The 16,924-nt window shown below is 65.9% G+C and carries 18 protein-coding genes; 14 read left to right on the top strand and 4 right to left on the bottom strand.

Features of this window, described 5'->3' with window-relative positions; translation table 11 throughout:
• Positions 1 to 88: 88 nt before the first annotated feature.
• From gshA to QTH97_RS04285, 6 genes are all read left to right on the top strand, one after another.
• A complete protein-coding gene (gene gshA / locus QTH97_RS04310) occupies positions 89 to 1,666 on the top strand; it encodes a glutamate--cysteine ligase (RefSeq protein ID WP_286566817.1) in 1,578 nt (525 codons plus the stop codon).
• 131 nt (positions 1,667 to 1,797) lie between these two features.
• Positions 1,798 to 2,175 carry a response regulator gene (locus QTH97_RS04305; RefSeq protein ID WP_286566816.1) on the top strand — a complete coding sequence of 126 codons (378 nt, stop codon included), beginning with the start codon at positions 1,798 to 1,800 and terminating at the stop codon, positions 2,173 to 2,175.
• Positions 2,176 to 2,254: 79 nt separating this feature from the next.
• On the top strand, positions 2,255 to 3,172 hold the full coding sequence (locus tag QTH97_RS04300; protein WP_286566815.1) for an SDR family oxidoreductase: 918 nt from the start codon (positions 2,255 to 2,257) through the stop codon (positions 3,170 to 3,172).
• Between the two features lie 45 nt (positions 3,173 to 3,217).
• Positions 3,218 to 4,375, top strand: a complete 1,158-nt coding sequence (locus QTH97_RS04295) for an alpha/beta hydrolase (protein ID WP_286566814.1) — start codon at positions 3,218 to 3,220, stop codon at positions 4,373 to 4,375.
• Between the two features lie 110 nt (positions 4,376 to 4,485).
• The gene (locus QTH97_RS04290; protein WP_286566813.1) at positions 4,486 to 5,745 is read left to right on the top strand and encodes a hypothetical protein; all 1,260 of its coding nucleotides are present in this window, start codon (positions 4,486 to 4,488) and stop codon (positions 5,743 to 5,745) included.
• Positions 5,742 to 6,236, top strand: a complete 495-nt coding sequence (locus QTH97_RS04285) for a M15 family metallopeptidase (RefSeq protein WP_286566812.1) — start codon at positions 5,742 to 5,744, stop codon at positions 6,234 to 6,236. Before QTH97_RS04290 ends, QTH97_RS04285 begins: the two co-directional genes overlap by 4 nt.
• 27 nt (positions 6,237 to 6,263) lie before the next feature.
• Here the strand turns inward: QTH97_RS04285 and QTH97_RS04280 are convergent, their stop codons facing one another.
• Positions 6,264 to 7,388, bottom strand: a complete 1,125-nt coding sequence (locus QTH97_RS04280) for an adenylate/guanylate cyclase domain-containing protein (protein WP_286566811.1) — start codon at positions 7,386 to 7,388, stop codon at positions 6,264 to 6,266.
• Positions 7,389 to 7,531: 143 nt separating this feature from the next.
• On the opposite strand from QTH97_RS04280, the gene QTH97_RS04275 reads away from it, so the two are divergent.
• Genes QTH97_RS04275 through QTH97_RS04265 form a run of 3 tightly spaced genes read left to right on the top strand, consistent with a single transcriptional unit; the run spans position 7,532 to position 9,938 of the window.
• Positions 7,532 to 9,100, top strand: coding sequence for a sensor histidine kinase (locus QTH97_RS04275; protein ID WP_286566810.1), 1,569 nt, complete (start codon positions 7,532 to 7,534; stop codon positions 9,098 to 9,100).
• On the top strand, positions 9,097 to 9,471 hold the full coding sequence (locus tag QTH97_RS04270) for a response regulator (RefSeq protein ID WP_286566809.1): 375 nt from the start codon (positions 9,097 to 9,099) through the stop codon (positions 9,469 to 9,471). Before QTH97_RS04275 ends, QTH97_RS04270 begins: the two co-directional genes overlap by 4 nt.
• Before the next feature lie 26 nt (positions 9,472 to 9,497).
• Positions 9,498 to 9,938: a desulfoferrodoxin family protein gene (locus QTH97_RS04265; RefSeq protein WP_286566808.1), complete on the top strand. Its 441-nt coding sequence runs from the start codon at positions 9,498 to 9,500 to the stop codon at positions 9,936 to 9,938.
• Positions 9,939 to 9,945: 7 nt separating this feature from the next.
• On the opposite strand, the gene QTH97_RS04260 is transcribed toward QTH97_RS04265, so the two are convergent.
• The 3 genes from QTH97_RS04260 to QTH97_RS04250 form a co-directional block, all read right to left on the bottom strand.
• Entirely contained in the window at positions 9,946 to 10,641 is a 696-nt protein-coding gene (locus QTH97_RS04260) for a carboxypeptidase regulatory-like domain-containing protein (RefSeq protein WP_286566807.1), read from the bottom strand.
• A 98-nt stretch (positions 10,642 to 10,739) separates the two neighbouring features.
• Entirely contained in the window at positions 10,740 to 11,099 is a 360-nt protein-coding gene (locus tag QTH97_RS04255; protein ID WP_286566805.1) for an HPF/RaiA family ribosome-associated protein, read from the bottom strand.
• 12 nt (positions 11,100 to 11,111) lie between these two features.
• Positions 11,112 to 12,347, bottom strand: coding sequence for an acyltransferase family protein (locus tag QTH97_RS04250; protein ID WP_286566804.1), 1,236 nt, complete (start codon positions 12,345 to 12,347; stop codon positions 11,112 to 11,114).
• A 151-nt stretch (positions 12,348 to 12,498) separates the two neighbouring features.
• Between QTH97_RS04250 and QTH97_RS04245 the strand changes: the two genes are divergently transcribed.
• The 5 genes from QTH97_RS04245 (at position 12,499) to QTH97_RS04225 (ending at position 16,919) form a co-directional block, all read left to right on the top strand.
• The gene (locus QTH97_RS04245; RefSeq protein WP_286566803.1) at positions 12,499 to 13,398 is read left to right on the top strand and encodes a LytTR family DNA-binding domain-containing protein; all 900 of its coding nucleotides are present in this window, start codon (positions 12,499 to 12,501) and stop codon (positions 13,396 to 13,398) included.
• A 62-nt stretch (positions 13,399 to 13,460) separates the two neighbouring features.
• Positions 13,461 to 14,432 (top strand): ribosome biogenesis GTPase YlqF, encoded by a 972-nt coding sequence (gene ylqF, locus QTH97_RS04240; protein ID WP_286566801.1) that lies wholly within the window; start codon positions 13,461 to 13,463, stop codon positions 14,430 to 14,432.
• A gap of 256 nt (positions 14,433 to 14,688) precedes the next feature.
• Positions 14,689 to 15,744, top strand: a complete 1,056-nt coding sequence (locus tag QTH97_RS04235) for an aldo/keto reductase (protein ID WP_286566800.1) — start codon at positions 14,689 to 14,691, stop codon at positions 15,742 to 15,744.
• A gap of 108 nt (positions 15,745 to 15,852) precedes the next feature.
• Positions 15,853 to 16,275 carry an ester cyclase gene (locus QTH97_RS04230; RefSeq protein WP_286566799.1) on the top strand — a complete coding sequence of 141 codons (423 nt, stop codon included), beginning with the start codon at positions 15,853 to 15,855 and terminating at the stop codon, positions 16,273 to 16,275.
• 11 nt (positions 16,276 to 16,286) lie between these two features.
• Positions 16,287 to 16,919: a TetR/AcrR family transcriptional regulator gene (locus QTH97_RS04225; RefSeq protein WP_286566798.1), complete on the top strand. Its 633-nt coding sequence runs from the start codon at positions 16,287 to 16,289 to the stop codon at positions 16,917 to 16,919.
• Positions 16,920 to 16,924 lie beyond the last annotated feature (5 nt).

Raw genomic sequence — 16,924 nt, 5'->3', positions numbered from 1 at the left:
CGGCTTGGGGGCGTGCAAGGTCCTTCGAGCAGCATTATTTTCATCGTGCTACCTTCCAGCCCCACGAAGAATGACTGGCCATATCAACATGACCCAATTGAAGGAGCGCCTCGACGCGTTCTCGCCCGCACGGCTGAGGGGAGTCCGGCGCGGGATCGAAAAGGAGAGCCTCCGTGCGCAACCGGATGGCAAGCTGGCGCTGACGCCGCATCCGGTGGCCCTGGGCTCAGCGCTCACGCATCCGCACATCACGACCGATTTCAGCGAGTCGCAGCTCGAACTCATCACCGGCGCCCATGCCGACGTGGAGGCCGCGCTCGAAGAACTGGTGCGCGTGCACCAGTTCACGTACCGCGTGCTGAACGAGGCCGGCGACGAGCGCCTTTGGGTATCCAGCATGCCGTGCGGCCTGCCGACGGATGAAACCATCCCGATCGGGCGGTACGGTTCATCCAATGTCGGGCGCGCCAAGAGCGTCTACCGCATGGGCCTGAGCCACCGCTACGGGCGGCGCATGCAGACCATCTCGGGCATTCACTACAACTGGTCGCTGCCGGAGGTGTCGAGCGAACAGTATTTCGGGCTGATCCGCAACTTCCGCCGGCATGCCTTCCTGCTGCTCTACCTCTTCGGCGCTTCGCCTGCGCTGTGCTCGACCTTTGTCGACGGCCGGCCGCACGAGTTGCAGCCGCTGGGCGAGGGCAGCATGCACATGCCCCATGGCACGTCCTTGCGCATGGGCCGGCTGGGCTACCAGAGCGAGGCGCAGGCATCGCTGGCCGTCAGCTACAACAGCCTCGACGGCTATGGCGCGTCGCTGCAGGATGCGCTCACGCGGCCGTGGCCCGCCTACGAGGCGATCGGCATCCGCAGTCTCGGCGGCGACTACAACCAGCTTGCCACCAGCCTGCTGCAGATCGAGAACGAGTTCTACGGAACGATCCGCCCCAAGCGCGTGATCTATCCCGGCGAGCGACCGTTGCACGCCCTGCGCGAGCGCGGTGTCGAATACGTCGAGGTGCGCCTCATGGACCTCGACCCCTTCGAGCCTGTCGGCATCAACGCACAGACCATGCGCTTCCTCGATGTCTTCCTGCTGCACTGCCTCCTGACGGACAGCCCGCCCGACACGCGCGAGGAGATCGCCAACCTGGCGCACAACCAGAATCTCACGGCTGCGCGCGGACGCGAGCCCGGCCTGCAGCTGCAGCGCGACGGCCGGCAGGTGGCGCTTGCCGAATGGGGCGCCGAGCTGCTCGAGGAATTCGTGCCCATCGCCGAGGCGCTGGACGCGGCCCACGGCGGGACGAAGCACGCCGAGGCGCTGCACGCTGCCCGTGCAGCGCTCGGCGACCCGGCCGTGCTGCCGTCGGCGCGCGTGCTGGAGGGCATGAACGCGCACGGCAATTCCTTCGTCGGTTTCGTTCGCGCCGAGTCCGAGAAGACCCGCGAGACGCTGCTGGCGATGCCGTTCCCGGCCGAACTGCAGGCGCAGTTCGAGCACATGACCCAGACCTCGATCGAGGCCCAGGAGCGCATCGAGGCCAACGACACCATGCCCTTCGAGATTTACCGCGAACAGTACGTTTCCCCGGGTCGGCTCGGCTTCAAGAACCATTGGGCCGAGACGCCGCAGGCCCCCGTGAGTCAGCGCGCCGCCCTCTGACCGGTATGCACTCGGTAGGTGCATGCCTACCCACATTGGCCGCCAAGACCCACCGGAATGTCACGCACGCCGGGGATGATGGGCATCAGAGACGAAATCCACCTGTCAACTCTGATTTGCCCTGTCCTCACATGACTTTCAAGACCTATCTGGTCGAAGACAACCCGGTGATCCGGGACAACCTCGTCGGCTTTCTCGAAGACATCGCGGACGCGACGGTGATCGCGCATGCGAGCGGCGAAGCCGAAGCGGTCTCGTGGCTTCGAAAGCACCGGGATAGCTGGGACGTCGCGATCGTCGACTTGTTCCTGGACCAAGGCAACGGACTCGGCGTCGTGGATGCTTGCCGGAAAAGGTCGGCCCACCAGAAAGTGGTGGTGCTCAGCAACTACGCCACGCCGGACATGCGCGCGCGCTCCAAGGCCATGGGGGCCGACGCTTTCTTCGACAAATCAGCCGAAATCGACCTCCTGCTCGACTACTGCGAAAAGCTGAGCCAGCGGAACTAGGTCACGGCTGCGACGGGCCTATGCGGGGGTTTGGGGTAAAACGCGTCGCGTCAACGACTCCAAACGAAAGCATTCCGGCATGAGCAATCTCGATTTCAAGGGCCGCGTGGCCATCGTCACCGGCGCGGGCAACGGGCTGGGCCGCCAGCACGCCCTTGCCCTTGCGGCGCGTGGCGCCAAGGTTTTGGTCAACGATCTCGGCGGTGCGCGTGACGGTTCCGGCGGGTCCGTGAGCGCTGCGCAGGCGGTGGTCGACGAGATCAAGGCGGCGGGCGGCGAGGCGATTGCCAATGGCGCATCGGTCACCGATTTCGAGGCCGTACAAGCCATGGTGCGGCAGGCAGTGGACGCCTGGGGCCGCATCGACATCCTCATCAACAACGCGGGCATCCTTCGTGACAAGAGCTTCGGGAAGATGGACATTGCCGATTTCCGCCTCGTGATGGATGTCCATCTGATGGGCGCCGTGCATTGCACCAAGGCCGTCTGGCCGATCATGAACGAGCAGAAATACGGCCGCATCGTGATGACGACCTCGTCGTCCGGCCTCTACGGCAATTTCGGCCAGAGCAACTACGGCGCCGCCAAGCTCGCGCTGGTGGGCCTCATGCAGACGCTGAGCATCGAGGGAGCGAAGAACGACATCCGCGTCAACTGCCTGGCGCCTACCGCCGCCACCCGCATGACCGAGGACCTGATGCCCGAGGAAGTGCTCAACGCCCTCAAGCCCGAGGCCGTGGTGCCGGCGATGCTGGTGCTGGCCGCGCAGGACGCGCCGAGCCGCACCATCCTCTGCGCGGGCGCCGGCACCTTCGAGGCGGCGCACATCACGCTGACCCAGGGCACGTGGATTGGCCTTGGCGCCGACGCGCCGGAACAGCTCGCGCAGCGGCTTGCCGAAGTGACCGATCGCAGCGGCGAGATCGTTCCCCAGAGCGGCGCGGCCCAAGGTAGCAACGAAGTGGGCAAGGCCATGGCGAACGCCCGTCCGCACTGACACGCTGGCACACTGCCGCATTGGCCGGCTCTCCAGGAGGACGTCATGACCACGGGTTCAGCACTCGATTCCTTGCCTCTGCCTGCGGGCATCCGGTCGCGATTCGTCGACAACAGCAACGGCTTGTCGATGCACGTCCTGGAAGCCGGCTTCGAGACACCCGACAGGCCTTGCCTGCTGTTGCTGCATGGCTTTCCGGAGTTGGCCTACAGCTGGCGAAAGGTGATGCTGCCGCTCGCGGCGGCTGGCTATCACGTGGTCGCGCCCGACCAGCGCGGCTACGGGCGGACCACCGGTTGGCAGGAAGGCTTCGACGCCGATCTCGACCCGTTCCGCATGCTGAACCTCGTGCGCGACGCGCTCGGGCTGGTCGCCGCGCTGGGCCATCGCACCGTGGCCGCGGTCATCGGCCATGACTTCGGTTCGCCCGTGGCCGCGTGGTGCGCGTTGGTGCGGCCCGACGTGTTTCGCTCGGTGGTCCTGATGAGCGCGCCTTTCGGCGGCGTGCCTCCCATACCTTTCAACACGGCCGCATCGGCGCCCGCTGCTCCCGGCTCCAGCGTCATTGGCACGCTGTTGAAGGAACTGGCCGAGCTGTCGCCGCCGCGCAAGCACTACCAGTGGTACTACTCGACGGCCGAGGCCGACGGCCACATGCGCCAGGCGCCGCAGGGCTTGCAAGCCTTCCTGCGCGCCTACTACCACTGCAAGAGCGCCGACTGGCCCGCCAACAAGCCGTTTCGCCTGCAGTCGCTCACAGCCGATGAACTGGGGAAGCTGCCCACCTATTACGTGATGGAGGCCGACAAGACCATGGCCGAAACCGTGGCCGCGGAAATGCCGGCTCCGGAGCAGATCGCCGCATGCCGCTGGCTGCCGGAGGACGAGCTGGCGGTGTACGCCGCCGAGTACGCCCGCACCGGCTTCCAGGGCGGCCTGCAGTGGTATCGCTGCGCAACCGGCGGCCAATACACGGCGGAACTCCAGACATGGGCGGGCCGCACGATCGACGTGCCTTCGTGCTTCATCGCCGGCCGGAGCGACTGGGGCATCTTCCAGAAACCTGGCGACTTCGAGGCGATGCAGGGCAGTGCCTGCACGCAGATGACGGGCGTCCACATCGTCGGCGGCGCCGGGCACTGGGTGCAGCAGGAGCAGCCGGAGGAAGTGAGCCGGCTCCTTCTCCAATTCGTGCAGCGCTGACGGCACTTCCCCTGCTGTCTCCCTCATCGAGGGTAGGCGGCCTTTCGAGAGCCTGGGTAGCCTGTGTTCCGCACGGTGCCTCCGGCAGCGAACTCCAGAGGGGTTAGCGCATGTTCAATTCCGAAACACTCGAAATAGCCATCGGGATGTCGTTCCTGTTCCTGCTGATGGCGCTCACCTGCACTGCGATCAAGGAATGGATCGAGGGCGTGCTCAAGTGGCGCGCCATGGACCTCGAGCGTGCCCTTCGGACCTTGCTGGACGACCCGGATGGTTCGACGACGGCCTTCCTGTTTCGACATCCGCAGATCTTCTCGCTGTTCCAGGGGAAGTACGACCCTTCCACGCTCACCAGCAGCATGCTGACGCCGGGGGCAGGTGCGATGCACATGCCATTGCGCCACCGAAGGAACCTGCCTTCGTACATTCCGTCGTCCCACTTCTCGATCGCCTTCCTCGACCTGATCGGCCGAGGGCCGACAGTCGGCACGCAGGACGACGAGCAGGGAAACATCGCCAGGCCGCTGACGGTGGCCGAGCTTCGGCAGCGCGCCATGCTGCTCGACTCGGCGCATGTGCGCCGCGTGGTCCTCAATGCGATCGATTACGGCGGGGGCGATCTCAACAAGGTCAAGCTCAACGTCGAGCAGTGGTTCGACGGAACGATGGACCGCGCCGCAGGGTGGTACAAGCGCCGCACCCAGGCGGTCCTGTTCATGATCGGCCTGGCCGCGGCGGTAGTGCTGAATGTCGACGCCCTGAATGTCCTTCACCGGCTGACGACCGACAAGACATTCCGGGAGGTCGTCGTCAAGGAAGCGGAATCGGCCAAGCCGCCTTCCACGTCTTCGAAAGAGCTGACCGACAACGTCGTTGCGCTGCGCAAGGAGGTGGACCGGCTGGGCCTGCCGATGGGATGGAAGCCCATTGGCGATTCAACGCTGGCTTGGGCCCCGACGCAGCTCTGCGCGACACGCAGCGTCGACGAGCCCTGCGATTTCCGCGCCAGGCACGATGCCATCCTTCGTGTGTTGCTGGGCTGGTTGATCACGGCGCTCGGCGTCATGCTGGGAGCGCCGTTCTGGTTCGACGTGCTGAACCGGATCATGGTGATCCGCTCGACCGTCAAGCCGCATGAAAAGAGTCCGGAAGAAGGGTCGCAGGACAACGGCGGCGGGCCCGCCCCGGTCCCGCCTGGTCCGTCCGCTCCGCCATCGCCGGCTGCGCCACCCGCTCCCACCGACGGGACGGAGAACAGGGAGTTGCCGTTGCCGTCCCCAGAGCCCGCAACCGGTGCGGTCGACGAATCGGTGTTCGAGCCGCGGGCATGGAAGCCGGCATTCGTCAACAAGGGAGAGATTCAGCCATGAGCGCCCAATCCAATGACACGGCGCTCATGGTGAACCGCGATCTGTCGAAGTTGGCACCTCGCTTTGCCGACAGCGTGAAGGCCGCCATCGACGCCTGCAACAGGCTCGGGCTGCCTGCGATGGTCTACGAGGGGTATCGGTCGCTCGAATTGCAGGCGCTCTACTACAAGCGTGGCCGTACCGTGAAGCCACCCATGGCGCCGGTCACGAATGCGCCGACCAATCTCTTCAGTTGGCACGGCTATGGGCTGGCGGTCGACGTCGTGCATCGCGATCTTTTCTGGAAGCCGCCAGGAGGGAACGCGTGGTTCGCGCAGGTGGCCGCCGTCTTCGCCGGGCACGACTGCAACTGGGGAGGAAACTGGACCCACCCGGACCCGCCCCATTTCCAGTGGGCCCGGTGCGCGCCAAGTCCATCCGACAAGATCCGGGACATCCTGCAGACGCAGGGACTGCAAGGCGTCTGGAAGGCGCTGGAGGCCATTGCGTGATGCAAGGGGCGCTCCGACATGGCGCCTCTACACGGCCTGAGTCTTCATTCCCCGCACGCTGAAGCAGTCGACAGGGCGCTGAAACCCTTTCAGGTTGAGCGCTTGCGGTGGCTCCACGTCGAGCATGGACTCCAACTGCGCATAGACAGGGCGTGAAACAAGGATCTGATTGCCCGCCGCCTCGCCGCACAGCCTGGCCGCCAGGTTGGTGACCGTGCCGATGGCCCCGTAGTCCCAGCGCCCATCGAAGCCGATGGCGCCGATGGTGGCGAAGCCCTGCGCGATGCCGATGCCGAGCCCCAGCGAATAGCCGCGCCTTGCCCATGCTTCGGCGATGGACCCGATGCGTTCGCGGATCGCGAGCGACATCCGCACGGCACGCTCGGCAGCATCGGGGATGGGGATCGGGTCGTTGAAGAAGATCATCATCCCGTCCCCGCTGAAGTGCTCCAGTGTTCCCTCATGCGCGAGGATCAGCTCGCCGGTCGCGGCGTGATACTGCCGCAGCACGCCCATCACCTCCTCGGGTTCGGAGCGCTCGGCAAAGGCGGTGAAGCCGCGCAAGTCGAGGAACACCACGGTGATCTCCCGCCGATGGCTCTGCAGCGGATCTTCGGCGCCGCCCCTGACGATCAGGTCGGCGAGCTGCGGAGAGAAGAAGCGCCGCAGCCGGCCGACCCGTTCGAGTTCGGAGACCTGTGTCGCGACGCGGCGTTCGAGCGATGCGTTCCACTGCTTCATCTCGTCGACCAGCGACTCGACACGGTCGTGCAGGCCCTTGATGCGCAGCATCGAGCGCACGCGCGCCGCGAGCGCGGCATGGTCCACCGGCTTGGTCAGGTACTCGTCGGCACCTGCCTCGAGGCCCGCGACGACGTCCTTCAGGTCGGCCATCGCAGTCACCATGATGATGGGCGTGAAAGGGAAGTCGGGGTCGGCGCGCAGCCGCCGGCACACCTCGACGCCGCCGACCTTTGGCATCATCACGTCGAGCAGGATCAGGTCCGGCGAGAGCTGCCGGGCAGCGGCAAGGCCTTCCTCGCCGTCGGCCGCGGAGACCACCTCGTACCCCTCGCTGGCCAGGCGGGCCTGCAGAATCTTGACGTTGGTCGCGTTGTCGTCGACGATGAGGATGCGTGGTGGGGTTCTCATCGTCGTTCTCGCGGGACAAAAAATGTAGCGGCTTCGTGGGGGTTCCACAAGGCAGCAATGCCAATGGCGAGTGGTGCGGGAGCACTCTCCCTGGCCCCTTGGGGAGCCTGGCCATCAAACTCGAACAGCTAGTAACGCAGGTGTTGAAGCGATCACCTTTCGCGGGGCTCGTGCACGGAGTGGCGCGTGTTCGCGCATCCGTGCACACCAAGCTGCTGTTCGCCTTTCTCATCATCACGCTGCTGTTCATCGCAATGGCGGTCGCCAGCCTGCTGATCCTCGTGAACACGACGGCGCAGAGCCGTCTGCTCGATGAGGCGCACGAACGGGTGAGCTGGGCGCAGCAGAGCCAGCATGCGCTGGACAGGCAGATGCATTTCACCGCGCTGGCGCTGCTGTCGAAGGACGAGGCAGCCATCGAACGCATCCTGCGCGAAAACAACCGCTTCAACGAAACGCTGGCCAAGCTGGAAACGGCGGCCGCGGCCGGGCAGAAAGGCCTGATCGACCAGGTGCGCGCCTCGCAGGACGACGCCATGGGCGTGGTGGCCGACATCGCCAACGCCATCCGCGACGGCAAGCTCGACAACATCACGACCGAGTTGCTCCGGCGCGAGGAAAAGCTCGACGAGCAGATCGCGCTGCGCATGGGCCAGCTCGTCGATGTCGAGCAGAACCGCATGGGCCGGCTGCGGGAGAGCGTCGGCGCCGCCAACCGGCGCTCGCTGATCCTGACCTCCGTCTTCGCCGTCAGCGCGGTGCTGCTCGCATGGCTGTGCGGTTTCGTGATCTCGTGGTCCTTCATCCTGCCGGTGCGCGAGGCGCAGGTTTACCTCGGCGATGTCGCTGCGGGAAACTTCGGGCGCAAAATCTCTGTTCCCAATCGTGATGAATTCGGGGCGCTGGCCGACCGGATCAACCACATGAGCCTGCAACTCCACCGTTTCGACGAATCACAGCGGCAAGCGGCCGCGAAGCTCGTGGACCTGAATGAGCAGCTCTCGCGCGCGAGCAAGGCCAAGTCGGAGTTCCTCGCCAACATGAGCCATGAGTTGCGCACTCCGATGAACGCGATCCTGGGGTTCAGCGAAATGATGATCGACGGGATCTACGGCACGGTACCCGAAGAGCTGAAGGAGCCGCTCACGGACATCCAGGTCAACGGCCGCAACCTGCTGCGGCTGATCAACGACGTGCTCGACTTGTCCAAGATCGAGGCCGGGCGGATGGAGCTGGCGCTCGGCGAGTATTCCGTCAGCGACGTCGTCAACACGGTGCGGACCTCGCTGCGCTCCATCGCGGCCGAGAAGGGCCTGGAGTTCACGGCCCATGTGCCCGACGACCTGCCGGTGGCCTACGGCGACAGCGGCCGCCTCACGCAGTGCCTGACCAACCTCGCCGGCAACGCCTTGAAGTTCACGCGGCAGGGCCGGGTCGACATCGCCGTCGAGCTGTGCGGCAGTGAGCTCATCTATCGCGTGGCCGACACTGGCATCGGTATCGCTCAGCAGGAGCTGGACAACATCTTTACCGAGTTCCGCCAGGTCGACACGACGATCACGCGGGAGTTCGGCGGAACGGGTCTGGGGCTCAGCATCTCGAAGAAGTTCGTGGAGAGGCTTGGCGGCCGCATCTGGGTCGAGAGCGAACTGGGCCAGGGCTCCACTTTCATGTTTTCCGTGCCATTGCGCGCGGGCGAGGGGAGCGAATGAGCAAGCACACGATTCTTTACGTCGAGGACAACGAGTACAACCGGAAGATCGTGCGGCAACTGCTCAGCCGATCGGCTTGCAAGCTGCTCGAGGCGGGCGATGGCGAGACCGGCGTCGCACTCGCGCAGCAGAATCTTCCCGACCTCATCCTGATGGATGTGCAGCTGCCCAGGATGTCCGGCCTGGATGCGACGAAGCTGCTGACCACGGAAGAGGCGACGCGGCATATCCCGATCATCGTGATCACCTCGTATGCGCTGAGCGGCGACCGCGAGAAGGCGATGCAGGCGGGCGCCTCCAGCTATCTCGCCAAGCCCTACAGCCCGAGCGAGCTGCTGGCGATGGTCAAGCAGTTTCTCCCTGGTCTCTGACCGCACAGCGAGGAGGTCGCATGAGGATGTCCATTCGACACGCTGCCCGCCATGCCGCCGTGATACTGGGCCTGGCCACAGGCTTCAGCGCCTTCACGGCGCAGGCCCAGGACGACCAGGCCCAGCAGTTCACGCCGGAATTCAGGGAAGTCCACAAGGGCTTCGACCCCAAGCACACGCCCAAGATCGTCGCGCCCGACAGCGTCAAGCGCGGCGCGTGGTTCAACGTCACCGTGAGCGTGGGTGCCGAGTCGCTGCATCCGTCGCTGCAGGAGCATTTCGTGCGCTACATCGCGCTCTACAAGGACTCGGTGGAAATCGCGCGCGCGTACCTGCACCCGGTGTATTCGTCACCGACGGTGACCTTCACCGTGGCGCTCGATGAAGGCGGGGCCTTGCGGGCAGTGGCCGAGCCCACGCATTCGTCCGCGTGGGAATCGTCCAGGAAGATCACCGTCGTTCCCTGACCGGCGATCAACGGCCCTTCATCTCGACCGTGACCTGCGCCGGCTGCTGGTCGTTGACCGCGACCGTGGCTTGCATCGTGCCGAGGCGTTCCTGCCAGATCTGCAACTGGTACTGGCCCGGCGGCAGGTTGTCGAAGGCAAAGCGCCCATCGGCACCGGTGACCGCGTAGAACGGGTGCGCCGTCACGACCACCCACGCCGTCATCCACGAGTGCAGGTCGCAGTTGATGCGCACGATCTCCGGCTCGGCAAACGTGACCGGGATCGTGCGGCCCATCGGCTGCGTGCGGTTGAACGACACGTTGCGCTTGGGGGTGGCGTGGATGTTGTGCAGCAGTCGATCGCTGTTGAGGAAGTCCACCGTCCCGCCTGCCGGCACCACGACGATGCGGGGGATGAACGAGCATCCCTTCTGATCCATCTCGACCTTCTCGGTCTGTGGTGGCGATGGCACCCCGCGCGGCGGGTTCTCGATCCAGACGACGGCGTTGCGGATCTCGCGGGCGGGGGAGACCTGCAGGTCGTCGGAAAGCTTTTCATTGCCGCACAGGTACTGGTCGATCGTGACCGGCACCTTGGTCTGCGCCGGTGCGGTGCCGCCAAAGACGACCTTGCCCCGCACGCTGCCCGCCAGGCTGGGGCCCAGCAGACCGCACGACAAGGTCAACAGGGCCAGGACTCGCGGGAACCGGGCTCCATTCAATCGAAACTCCCTTCATGTGCGACAGCATCGGCTTGGTGCAAAAAGAGTAGTTCACCGGCGCCGAGGCCGTCAATACACCGATCAGTGGAGGAAAGGCGCTATTCGACGATCGCGTCGCCATCCTTGCGAATCGATTCGCGGTTGCGGTGGCCGTAAAGCCGCCCCAGCGTGCTGTCGATCGCGCGCTTGAGCTTGTCGGAGGCGCCGCGGAAGGCCTCGTCCATGTTGGGCGCGTGCTGTGTCACGGCCAGCGGCTGATGGTGGGCAAGCCGCGCCTCCATCACGCAGCGCTTGTCGGCTGCGCCGCTGGCGCCGTGGTTCTCGTCGCTGAGATGAACCTCCACCCGGGTGACTTCGTCCACGAAGCGGCTGAGGCATTGCCTCAATTCGCCGTCGGCCCAGCGCTCCAGCGTGTCCTTGTTCTCGATGCCGTTGCCCGTGTTGACCTGAATCTGCATGCTGTGTCCCTTTCATTTGCCTGGTGACCGAGGCTCTACTTTGCGCCCATAACCGCCGGGTGTGCGTAAGCATTTGGGCAACGGCGCCGAGGTTCGAATGCCCACATGGCCGATCGGCTTGAGGCCGAACAACGGCCGCAGCCAGCGGAACCGGCGGACCAGGCCGTCCGTCAGAGCCCAGCATCCCAGCAGGGTGATCGCGATGAGCAGCACGGGTTCCAGCACCGGGCCGAGCCGCACCGGGGCCAGGGCGACGGCGCCGGCGATGATCAGCGTCTGGTGCAGCGTGTACCAGGGGTAGACAGACTCGTTGGCCCAGCCGAGCCAGGGCCAGGGGCGGTTCAGGTGGCGATGGGCAAAGCCGAGGATGGCCACGACCGCCGTCCACAGGTAGGCGGCGCGCAGGACCCGTGTCGCCCGGGCGCTGATCTCGGCATCGGCACCGGTGACTTTCAGCACGATGAAGGCGGCAATGCAGGCCACTGCCAGGACGAGTGCCCAATTGCGCAGCCGCTCCAGTTCGTGCCAGATTCCCTCGTCGACGCCCATCCAGTAGCCATAGAGAAACACGGTGAAGTACAGCGCGTGCAAGTACCCATCGTGAATCAGGTCGTGCGTGACTGGAAAGCGCGGCGCCAGGACCAGCGTGAACAGCACGAGCGGCAAGGCAGGGAGCACCAGCAGACGCCATCGCCGCAGCCCCGTGAAGGCGGAACGAAGTCGCTGGATGGGCGCAGTTCGCATCAGCGGCATCAGCAGCACCGTGACGGCGGTGTACGTAAAGAGATAGGGCAGGTACCAGAGGTGATTCCACGTCATGGGAAAGTCCGACCCGTCGAACGCCCCCTTGGGCCACGGCCCGCCGACCAGGTAGCGCGTCATGAAGGCCGCGAAGCCCGGTTCGACCAGCCCGTTGGCGACGCCCTGGGCGTAGGCTTGATAGGGCACGACCACGGCCATTCCGAAGGCCAGCGGCAGCAGCAACCGCAGCGCCCGCTGCCGGATCAGGCCCAGCGGCGCCATTCCCCGGCCGAGGAAGCCGAATGCCACGCCAGAGACCAGGAACACGAGGTCCATCCGCCAGACATTGACGACCACCATCGGCCATCGCAGCCATTCCGCCGCATGCGGGCTCTTGATGTGCCAGGGCCAGCCGGCCACGTAGTACATCCCCACGTGGTAGAGGATGAGCAGCAGGAAAGCCAGTGCCCGCAGCGCGTCGATGTCGTGTCGTCGATTCGTCGTCATGCCGTGCTCCTTGTGAACGCCGGGTGCCATGCTGCGGCGCCCCGCCCGGCAGGAGGGCTGACAAGTGACGATGCGTGGCCGCTTTGTGACGAACGGCGACACCGAGGGACGAAAAATCCGCCATCCCGGTGGATTTCGTGAGAATCCGCGCATGAGCGAGCCCCGGATGAACCTGTTCGAGCGCTATCGGCCCTTTCGGCGATGGGTGGAAGCCGGCTTGTGGATCCTGATCCTCGCGGTGCAGGCCGCCTTCGCCACGGTCGTGGCAGTGATCGACACGCGCGAAGCCGGGCACGGCGCGGCGACCTGGCAGCCCGTGACCTGGGAGATTTCCAGCCACCTGGCCCTGCTGGCGCTGGTGCCGGTACTGATCGTCTTCGAGCGGCGCTTTCCCCTGAACCGGTCGACCTGGCGGCGCAATTGGGCGTGGCACGTGCTGGGCAGCGTCATCTTCAGCCTGGCCCACGTGGGCCTCATGGTCGGCATGCGGCAGATCGTCTACGCGTGGGCCGGCACCCGCTACGACTTCGGCGACTGGCTGGCCAAGTGGCCATACGAATATCTGAAGGATGCGCGGACTTACGCGCTGTTCCTGCTGGCGATCATGAGCTACCGGCTTTTCATGCTGCGGCTGCAGGGTGAGGCGCGTGTGCTCGATCCGCCCGAAGGGGTCGCGGAGCCGGCGTTGCCGGGCGCCGCCGAAACCGCCGACAACCCGCCCGAATCCCCGCCGAGGCCCGATCGCTTCCTCGTTCGCAAGCTGCGCCGCGAATTCCTGATCTCGGCCAGCGACATCGACTGGCTGCAAGCCCAGGGCAACTACGTCGGCCTGCGCGTCAACGGGCACGACTACCTGCTGCGCGCCACGCTGACGGACTTCCTGACGCAGCTCGACCCGGCACGTTACGCCCGCGTGCACCGCAGCTACGCAGCCAACCTGGACCGCATCGCCGAAATCGAGCCGCTTGACGGCGGCGACGCGCGCCTGCACATGCGCGACGGCACGCACATCCCGTGCAGCCGCCGCTACCGGACGGCATTGCGGTCCTGAGGCGCCGCGCCGGCCCGGCGACAATCCGCGGTCGTTCCCCGCAGAAAGAGAAAGACATCCCGATGGCCATCCAGTGGTTCCCCGGTCACATGCATCTGACCCAGAAGGCCATCGCCGAGCGCATCAAGGACATCGATGTCGTCATTGAACTGCTCGATGCGCGCCTGCCCGGCTCCAGCGCCAATCCCATGCTGGCCGACCTCACCGGCCACAAGCCGGGGCTGAAGGTGCTCAACAAGCAGGACCTGGCCGATCCCGAACGCACGGCGCTGTGGCTTGCGCACTACAACGCCCAGCCGGCCACGCGCGCCATCGGCCTCGACGCGAGCCAGACCACGCCGGCACGGCAACTCATCGACGCCTGTCACGAACTCTCGCCGCTGCGCGGCGGCATGGCCAAGCCGATGCGCGTGCTGATCTGCGGCATTCCCAACGTGGGCAAATCCACGCTGATCAACACGCTCACCGGCAGCCGCAAGGCCAAGACCGGCGACGAGGCGGGCATCACCAAGCTGGAGCAGCGCATCACGCTGGCCGATGACTTCTACCTGTGGGACACGCCCGGCATGCTGTGGCCGCGCATCATCGTCGCCAAGAGCGGCTACAACCTGGCCGCCAGCGGCGCCATCGGCCGCAACGCCTTCGACGAGGAAGAGGTTGCGCTCGAACTGCTCGACTACCTGAAGCGGCACTACGCCGGGCTGGTGGAGGTGCGCTTCAAGATCGACCCGATCGAGGGCCTGAGCGACGAGCAGGTGCTGGAAGCCATCGGCCGCAAGCGCGGCGCGCTCCTGGGCAAGGGCAGGGTGAATCTGCAGAAGGCGGCAGAGATCGTGATGCACGAGTTCCGCAGCGGGAACATGGGCCGCATCACGCTGGAGACGCCGGAGGAGTTCGCGGAATGGCTCGCGGTCGGACAGCGCGTGGATGCGGAGCGCAAGGCGAAGAAGGAAGCGCGTACGCGCAGGAAGGGCTCGGGCCGGCGCGAGGAAGGGCCGCCGGTTGAGTCGCACGAGGAGCCGTCGCCGGATTGACTTCGCTCAGCGCTCAGCGCTCGGGCTTGTATCGAACCATGCGTTTCATGATCGGGCCTTTCTCCGGAAGGCGCCGCCGGAATGCTTGTGTGACATAGACGATCGAGCGGCCCGAATGGATGCGGATGCGGATGCGGTCCGGGCCGCCTGCACGAATTTCCGTGGAAGCCTATGCTCGCGGGCTTGCCCGGGCCGGGCCGTCCTGCCTTCAGGTTGACCCCCCGGACCTCACGTTTCGCTCAAGGAGTCTTCTGTCATGCGTCACCACCCGCTCGGCCGTACGGGCCTCTTCGTGTCCGAACTTTGCCTGGGCACCATGACCTTCGGCGGCGGCCAAGGCATCTGGTCGCAGATCGGCGACGTGCAGCAGGCCGATGCCGAGCGATTGGTCGGCGCCGCGCTCGATGCAGGCATCAACTTCATCGACACTGCCGACATGTACTCGGGCGGCCTGTCGGAGCAGATCACAGGCCAGGCGCTGAAGAACCTCAAGGTCCCACGAGAGAACGTGATCGTCGCGACCAAGGTCTTCAGCGAGACCGGCGCCGGCCCGAACGCGCGAGGCGCCTCGCGCGGGCACATAATGGACGGGGTCAAGGCCAGCCTGAAGCGGCTGCAGCTGGACCACATCGACCTGTACCAGATCCACGGCTTCGATCCGGCCACGCCGATCGAGGAAACCGTCCGCGCACTCGACCAGCTCGTGCGGCAGGGGCTTGTGCGCTACGTCGGCGTCTCCAACTGGGCGGCATGGCAGATTGCAAAGGCCCTCGGCATCGCCGAGCGCTGGGGGCTCTCGCGCTTTGAATCGCTGCAGGCCTACTACACCATCGCTGGCCGCGATCTCGAGCGCGAACTGGTTCCGATGATGCGCAGCGAAGGCGTCGGGCTGATGGTCTGGAGTCCGCTCGCGGGCGGACTGCTCAGCGGCAAGTACGGGCGCGACCAGCAGGGCGAAGAGGGCAGCCGCCGCACCAGCTTCGACTTCCCCCCCGTCGACAAGGACCGCGCCTACGACTGCATCGACGCAATGCGCCCCATCGCAGCGGCACACGGCGTCTCGGTGGCGCAGATCGCGCTCGCCTGGCTGCTGCACCAGCCGCAGGTGACCAGCGTCATCGTCGGCGCGAAGCGGCCCGAGCAGCTCGCCGACAACATGGCCGCCACACAGGTCGAATTGAGCGCGGCCGAGCTCGAGCAACTCGACGCGGTGAGCCGGCTGCCCGCCGAGTACCCGGGCTGGATGTTCGTGCGGCAGGGGGAATACCGCCGCGGGCAGCTCGCGGACGCCACGCGTCGAGCGCGGCCATAGTTGCTCGCAATGAGAGTTTGGTCTTAAATTGAGATTGAATTCTTGCAATGAGATTTTTGTCTCGTTAGAGTTGGCGGGCGCCCCAACCACTTGCTGGAGGACCCCACCATGGCACTGACCCGCACGGAGATGGACCGAAAGATCGACGAGCACTTCCACTTCGAAGCCAACGACGACGTTGCAGGCGTCCTGGCAACGCTCTCGCCCGACGTGGAGCACGACATCGTCGGTTCGCCCTCGGGGCCGACGCGCGGCCACGGCGGCGCAAGGCCGTTCTATGAAAGCCTGTTCAACGACCTGTCGGACAGCAAGGTCGAATGCCTGCGCCGTCTCTACGGCGATGGCTTCCTGGTCGACGAATCGATGTGGCGGGGCAGGGCGCCGGGCAGGCCTTTCGGGCTCGAAGGCAAGGGACGTCCCCTTGAATTCCGCCTGCTGCACGTGGTCGAATTTGCCGAGAGCGGCCACATCCAGCGCGAAAACGTGTGGCTCGATCTCGCGGCCATCATCCGGCAACTGCCCCAGGACTGAGGCCGGGCACGATGCGCATGCAGACCGGGCCGGCGGGGGCCGACCCCCAGATTGGCCGTCCGAACCAGCGCCGACGCACGCGCAAGGACCTTCTGCAAGCCGCGTCGCGTCTGCTGAAGCAGGGGCTCAAGCCGAGCCTGGAGGACATCGCCGAGGAGGCCGCGGTTTCGCGCGCGACGGCCTACCGCTATTTCCCGAACGTGGACGCGCTGCATCGCGAGGCCTCGCTCGACATGGCGGTGCCCGAACCGCAGGACGTGCTCAACGATGTGCAGACGACGGACCCTGTGGCGCGCCTGGAGCGCGTCGACGGCGCCCTGCACGACATGATCGCGGCCAACGAAGCGCCCTTGCGGATGATGCTGGCGCATTCCATCGAGAGAGTCGTGCGCGGCGACCACGACAGCGAACTCCCCGCGCGCCAGAACCGTCGCACGCCGCTCATCGAGGCTGCGCTGGCCCCGGCCCGCAGCCAGTTCGAGCCCGCGGCGCTCAAGAACCTGAGCCATGCGCTCGCCTTGGTCATCGGCACCGAGGCGATGGTGGTCTTCAAGGATGTGCTGCAGCTCGATGACGCCGAGGCGCTGAAGGTCAGGCGCTGGGCGATCCGGGCGCTGGTGGACGCGGCGAGGAAGCCAGACTGAGCCAG

This window comes from Variovorax gracilis (assembly GCF_030317115.1).
Lineage (GTDB): Bacteria > Pseudomonadota > Gammaproteobacteria > Burkholderiales > Burkholderiaceae_C > Variovorax > Variovorax gracilis.
The sequence above is the reverse complement of the archived record's forward strand: the minus strand, read 5'-3'. Positions and strand labels throughout refer to the sequence as shown.